At 32.8% G+C, this 7,033-nt stretch carries 6 protein-coding genes; all 6 read left to right on the forward strand.

From position 1 onward, the window contains the following. The first annotated feature begins 100 nt into the window (after window positions 1–100). The 6 genes from ASU00_RS16120 (at window position 101) to ASU00_RS16145 (ending at window position 6,013) form a co-directional block, all read left to right on the forward strand. A complete protein-coding gene (locus ASU00_RS16120; RefSeq protein WP_057914497.1) occupies window positions 101–1,102 on the forward strand; it encodes a Gfo/Idh/MocA family protein in 1,002 nt (333 codons plus the stop codon). Window positions 1,103–1,167: 65 nt separating this feature from the next. Next, entirely contained in the window at window positions 1,168–2,577 is a 1,410-nt protein-coding gene (locus ASU00_RS16125; RefSeq protein WP_057914498.1) for a PTS mannitol transporter subunit IICB, read from the forward strand. A 15-nt stretch (window positions 2,578–2,592) separates the two neighbouring features. Beyond that, complete coding sequence (locus ASU00_RS16130; protein WP_057914499.1) at window positions 2,593–3,270, forward strand: HAD family hydrolase; 678 nt, start codon at window positions 2,593–2,595, stop codon at window positions 3,268–3,270. Beyond that, on the forward strand, window positions 3,260–3,703 hold the full coding sequence (locus tag ASU00_RS16135; RefSeq protein WP_057914500.1) for a PTS sugar transporter subunit IIA: 444 nt from the start codon (window positions 3,260–3,262) through the stop codon (window positions 3,701–3,703). Before ASU00_RS16130 ends, ASU00_RS16135 begins: the two co-directional genes overlap by 11 nt. A 14-nt stretch (window positions 3,704–3,717) precedes the next feature. Next, on the forward strand, window positions 3,718–4,608 hold the full coding sequence (locus ASU00_RS16140; RefSeq protein WP_057914501.1) for an ROK family protein: 891 nt from the start codon (window positions 3,718–3,720) through the stop codon (window positions 4,606–4,608). A 460-nt stretch (window positions 4,609–5,068) separates the two neighbouring features. Further along, window positions 5,069–6,013 (forward strand): alpha/beta hydrolase, encoded by a 945-nt coding sequence (locus ASU00_RS16145; protein ID WP_057914502.1) that lies wholly within the window; start codon window positions 5,069–5,071, stop codon window positions 6,011–6,013. Window positions 6,014–7,033: the final 1,020 nt, after the last annotated feature.

Genomic DNA, 7,033 nt, shown 5'->3' on the forward strand with positions numbered 1-7,033 from the left:
TTCTCCAATACGTATTTTTTTTTCGAATTCATATTAGTCTATTTTTTTATTAAAAGCAATAAACAATAAATTTTTTAAATAATGAGAGGAATTGATAAAAATGGAAAACAAACTAAGAGTAGGCGTCATTGGCGTAGGTCAAATGGGAACATATCATGCGGAGATTTATAGAAAACTACCTCAAGTAGAATTAGTAGCTTTGTGCGAATACAATGACGAGAGAAGAGTAGAAGTTGAAGAAGTATTTGGTTGTAAGGTATACAAAGAGTATAAAGACTTATTAGAAAATCCGGATATTGATGCAGTAAGTATTGTACTACCAGATAATATTCATAGAAATGCAGTTGAAATTGCTGTGAAGAATAATAAGCATATTTTATTAGAAAAACCAATTGCAAAAGAATTAGAAGATGGAAAGGCTATTTATGAAATTACAAAAGACTATGATAAAACATTTACTGTAGGTTTCCTATTACGATACGATCCAAGATTTAATATGGTAAAGCAAAGATTAGATAATGGAGAATTAGGAGATATTATCCACTTATATTGTAGAAGGAATAGCCCGATAACAGGACCTAAAAGATATATTGGAGCTTCTGATTTAAGTATGCATGTCATGATTCATGATATCGATTACATCAATTGGTATATGGGTTGTGAACCAGTGAGTGTGTTTGCGAAGAGTAGAAGTGTATTACTTAAAGAGCAAGGGATGAATGATGTCATTTATGCATTAGTTACGTATGAAAATGGAGCAATTGCATGTCTTGAGGCTTGTTGGGTTCTTCCCGAAAATTCGCCTACAATTATTGATGATAAATTAGAATTAGTTGGTACAAAAGGAGTCGCATATATTGATTCTTGCGACAATGGAGTTAAATTTGTTTCTAATAATGGCATTTCTTATCCGGATTCTAGGCATTGGTATTATGTAAACGGTGAAGTAAGTGGAGCTTTAGCTGAAGAAATAATAGCTTTTGTAAATGATTCAATGAATAACAGAAAGTCGATTATTACCCCTAAGGAAGCATATGATTCTTTAAGGGTAGTCGAGGCAATTGAACGTTCCATTGAAAAAGGTCAAGAAGTAAATCTATAAAATATTTAAAGTGGAGCTGAAGCTTTAAAGCCTTCAGCTGCATTTCCCTTGGAGGAGGCATTATTTTGTCATTAAGAGTAAAGGCTCAACAATTTGGTAGTAAATTAAGTGGGATGGTTATTCCAAACTTAGGTGCTTTCATGGCCTGGGGAATAATAACAGCCGTTGCAATTGCTACAGATAGTGCCACTTTGAAAGAATTTATAGGTCCAATGCTGACTTATTTGTTACCTATACTTATAGCATTTGCTGCTGGTAAAGCAGTACATGACTATCGCGGTGGAGTAATAGCTACTGTTGCTACTATGGGAGCAATCCTTGGAGCAGATGTAACGATGTTTATTGGTGCTATGATATTAGGACCGTTATCAGCTTGGATTTTAAAGAAATTTGATCAATTGGTAGATGGAAAAATTCCTACAGGTTTTGAATTATTAGTTAATAACTTCTCAGTAGGTATTTTTGGCGCTATGTTGGCTTGGTTAGGCTATATTGGGATTGCCCCCTTGGTGTCTGTTTTGACAAATATATTATCTGCAGGAGTAGATGTATTAGTAGATAACAGCCTGCTTCCTTTAACAGCCATTTTTATTGAGCCGGCTAAAATATTATTCTTGAATAATGCTATAGGTCAAGGAATATTGAGTCCGCTAGGCAGTTTGCAGGTGGGTGAATTTGGAAAGTCTATCTTATATCTTTTAGAATCAAACCCTGGACCTGGTCTAGGTATATTGCTAGCCTACATGATTGCAGGTAAAGGAAATTCTAAAGGTTCAGCATTTGGATCAAGTATTATCCTTTTCTTTGGTGGAATTCACGAAATATATTTTCCGTTTGTTTTAATGAATCCTATACTTCTACTGCCATTAATTCTTGGTGGGGTAACAGGTACATTTTTATTTGGTTTATTTGATGTAGGTTTAATAGGAGTTGCCTCGCCAGGTAGTATTTTAGCTGTTTTAATGATGTCTGCTAGTGGGGATTATATTCAGATTTTAATTTCAGTATTAGCTTCAGCAGCCATTACATGTTTGGTGGCAATTCCTTTAGTTAAACGAGCTAAGAATAATGATATTGAGTTACAAGAAGCAGCATCAAAAATGGAAGCACTAAAAGGTAAAAAAAGTAGTATTTCTTCCGTTTTTAATACTTCTAAAGTCGAAAGTATAAACTATTCAAGTGTTTCTAAAGTTGCTTATGCTTGTGATGCAGGATTAGGTTCAAGTGCTATGGGAGCTAATATATTACAAAAGAAAATTAAAAAATCTGGAATTGATGATATATCAGTCTTTCATGTTTCAATAAGTAATCTACCAGTAGAAGCAGATATTGTAGTTACGCATCAGTCTTTAGTCGATAGAGTCTTAGAAAAACAACCTAATACGTATTGTATCGCTATCTCTGATTATTTAAATGATCCAGAATACGGTGTTTTAGTGGATAAATTAGCAGAATCAAGAAAAAAAACAGGATGAAAAGGAGTTTAATTTATGCTAAAGGCTGTCATAATGGATTTTGATGGAGTAATAGTGGATACAGAAGTAATTTGGTTTGAAATCTTTACTGAGTGGTTTAAAAAGAACAGGAATTATGACCTAACTATCGAAGAGTTTTTAGTTTGTGTAGGGGCTCATTCCGGGGAGCTTTTTAATATGTTGGAAAAGGAACATAAAATAATAATCGATAGAAATAAATTTGATGAGGAAACTAGACAAAACTTTATAGTTAAAAGTGAGAATCTTCTACCTAAAGAGGGAGTTTTTGAATTTATAAAGAGTATAAAGAATGAAAATATCTTGTTGGCTTTAGCAACTTCATCTTCTAGAAAAAAGCCTATCACTCATTTAAAAAGGCTTAACATCATACAATATTTTGATGTGATTGTTACTTCAGAGGATGTAGAAAAAATTAAACCTTATCCAGATTTATTTAATAAAGCAATTGAAAAATTAGGAGTAAAAAAAGAAGAAGCTATTATAGTAGAAGATTCTGCAAATGGTCTTTTAGCAGGAAATAACGCAGATATCAAAACGATCGTCTGTACGAATTCTGTTACGAAACATTCTACATTCCAGAATTATTATAGTAAAGTTGATTCGTTAGAAAAAATAGATTTACAAAATATACTGAAAAAATTCGATGAAAGTAGTGTGAAATATGCTAAATGATGAAATTAAATTGAGTGATATAAAGGTTAATAAAGAAGCGATTGACTGGAAAGATGCTATTCATGTAGCTTCTTTGTCATTAATAGAATCTAAAAAAATAAAAACATCGTATGTAGACGCAATGATTAGAGCAGTAGAAGAAAACGGCCCATATATTGTGATAACAAAACACATTGCACTAGCTCATGCAAGACCTGAACATGGAGTTTTAGAAAAAGGAATTTCTTTTACAACTTTCAAAGAACCAGTAACCTTTGGTTCAGAAATGTTCGATCCAGTAAAACTAATTATCACTTTAGCTGCAACAGATTCAGAAAGTCACTTAGATCTGTTATCGGAGTTGTCCGATATACTATCCGATAAAGAAAAGACAGAAAAAATGTACGAGACTAAAAATGAACAAGAATTCTTAGAATTACTACAAACCGTTTAAAAGGGGAAAATAAGATGTATCTTTCAATTGATATTGGTGGAACCAATATCAAGTCAGGAATAATAAAAGAATCCGGGATAGTTGAAATACTAGACAAAAAAGAATTTCCAACAAATGCCAAGAGGGTACACGGGATTGGAATTGAAAAAAAAATTGTAGAGATTATTAAAAACTATATCGTAAAATACGATATTAAAGGGGTAGCTATATCAACTGCTGGCGGTGTAGATTCTAATACGAACGAAATTCTATATGCCAATGAAAATATACCTTTTTATACAGGGATAAATTTATCAAACACAGTTAGAAATATTTATAATTTACCATGTATTGTCGAAAATGATGTGAATTGTGCAGCAATAGGAGAACTATATTACGGTTCTGGTAAAGGTTATTCTAATATTTTTTGTTTAACAGTTGGCACTGGTATAGGGGGGGCAATAATTATAGATAAAAATATCTATCATGGAGTATCCTTTAATGCAGGAGAAATTGGATATATGAAAATTAACAAAATGAATTTTGAGGATATTGCTTCCACATCATTTTTAGTTAAAAGGGTAAAATCTATCACGGGATTAGAATTAAATGGTAAAAAAATCTTTGAGCAGGCTTTAAAAGGAAATGAGCAAATACAGCAAATTATTGAAACGTTTTGTGAAAATTTGGTAGAAGGTATAATTAATATATTTTATGTATTAAACCCAGAAAAAATTATAATTGGTGGAGGTATTATGGAACAATCGGAATATCTATATCCAATAATCAATAAAAAAATACAATACGCTATGAATGGAGTTTTTAATAATAATATAGATTTATCTTTTGCTAAATTAGGTAATAATGCTGGGATGTATGGCGCGTATCATCTTCTGAAAAAATGTGTAGAAAAAAGCACCATATAATAAACTGCAAGTCGATTGTTAGACAAAAATCTAGCAGTTGGAGGTGTATAAGTAGGTTAGCGTCAGGAAAATGCGGAGTTACAACTATAAGGAAATGCCACGTATTAAAAAAGCCGATTTCTATCTCAAGGAATCGACTTTTTTAGTTGAATAAGAAAAGAGCTACCTTAAAGACAGCTCCGATCTTCAGCTAACGCACCTGTTAGTTTAAGTGTGTATCTTCATAATTCCAATCGTGATTCTTTATTTATATTCCTTCTACGTTTCGCGGAATTTTGTGAAGCGAATACAAAATAAACCAATAGAAAAGAAAATCTTACAGTGTAATACTGCCCCATCAGTTAAAGCTTCTAAAATGACAACTTATTTGCAGCATTTAGAATATTGGACTATTTTAACCTATTTCGATATATTTTAATTGTGAATATTTTATACAATTAAAATGATAAGGGGGTTTATTATGGAAGAGAACATTCACCCAGAATTACGTGATCTATTTTCAGTTATACCATCGATGCTTATTTCAAAGGAAAGCTTGCAAGGAATGCGAGAATCTTTAAGGCAAATGACAAGTGTTCAAGGAAATGAAAAAGCAGAGACGATTGAAAAGTATATTCCAGGAAAAAAGGGGGATCCTGATGTACGTGTGCTGATTCACCGTCCAAAAAACCAAACGGATGTATTACCTGGTTTATATTACATTCATGGTGGCGCTTTTGTCATGGGAGAGGCAGATTTGATGGCTGCTACATGTGAGAACTATGCTGTTAATATGCAGTGTGTAGTAGTAAATGTTGATTACCGTTTAGCACCAGAACATCCATATCCAGCAGGTCTTGAAGATTGTTATGCTGGGTTACAATGGTTTGTAGACTATGCAGCAGAGCTAAAAACAAATCCAGATCATATTGTTGTAGCAGGAGGCAGTGCAGGCGGTGGGTTAGTCGCTGCATTAACGCTACTTGCGAGAGATCGTAAAGGACCAAAAATCGCAGCACAATTTCCTCTATATCCAATGATTGATGACAGATGTGAATCACCATCTAATAAAGAAATTACAGATAATCGTGTTTGGAACGGTATTAGCAATCGAAATTCTTGGGACATGTATTTAAGTGCTTTAGATGAAAATGATGAAGTGCCAATTTACGCAGCGCCAGCTCGTGCTAAAGATTATTCAAATTTACCACCTACTTTTACATTTGTCGGTGATTTAGACCCGTTCCGTGATGAAACCATTACGTATGTACAAACATTAAGACAACATGGAGTTCCAGTAGAATTCCATCTTTATCCTGGTGGTTTCCATGGATTTGAATTGTTAGTCCCAAATGCAACAATTTGTAAAGAAGCAAATGGGACATATGAGCGTGCTTTAAAAAGAGCTTTACATCCAGCCTTGTAAACAAGGGGTAGTGTCACAGGCCTATCATGTTAAGCAAATGATTACCGTTAAAGCAAAAATACCATCCTTAAAATCAAGAAAAAGAATGGAGTATAATTAAATATTTTGTTCTGTTATATCGCTAACGGTAGTTCGTTTAACAAAACATAAAAGTCGGTTCCTTAGAGTACAGGAATTCGACTTTTTTTAGAATGAAATTTGCTTAGCGTATAAAATCCGCGTTTTGTCGGCAGAACCGCCTTATATACATATAAAAGAAACCTATTTATGAAAGAATAAAATTGGTAATTCAAAAAGGATTTATGTCATAGTAAAGGAACTATGAAGACCAATAAGAGACCAACAAAAGAGCAAACACAAAAATAAGAATTATTCCATAGATAGCGAATATCCATGAGAGTCCNAAACAGCTTATAAAAGATAAATGCTGCGGTTACGAGAAATAAAACAACCAAGAATAAGTAAAGTAAAGAAATTAGAATTTCCAGTGGTAACGCTCCTTTTAATACAGATACTCGTATTGTGTGTAACTGAAATGATATTAATTCATTCATATAAATATAGCTCACAGCACGAATAAACCACATAAAAAAGGTAACTACTCTGGAATTAGAATAGTTACACAAGNGAAAATAAGATATTCGGAGAACTTTATAGCTGCTATCTAAGTATATGTCCCAGTAATAACAAAATAACCAACGAACTTATAGTTGAATAGTACGAATACACAGTACTTCTAGAACTATCATGCCCCGTTAGTTCCTAGAGCTACCTTAATGACAGCCCCGATCTTCAGCTAACGCACCCGTTAGTTTAAGTACAATTCATCACAATCTTGCTTAATGAATAGGCTCTTTTAAATTTTAATGTTGTTAATTGAATAAAAAGTACAACCTTTCACTATCTTTAATATAAAAAAAAAAAATTATCTTTATCAGTAATGATTACACTAAACTTAGTTTTTCAATTGCCTGCTTTTCATCTGGAAAGAAAAATATATCCTTCCCTTTATTACTCTCA

Origin of the sequence: Peribacillus muralis (assembly GCF_001439925.1) — a bacterium.
GTDB classification, from domain to species: Bacteria; Bacillota; Bacilli; order Bacillales; family DSM-1321; genus Peribacillus; species Peribacillus muralis.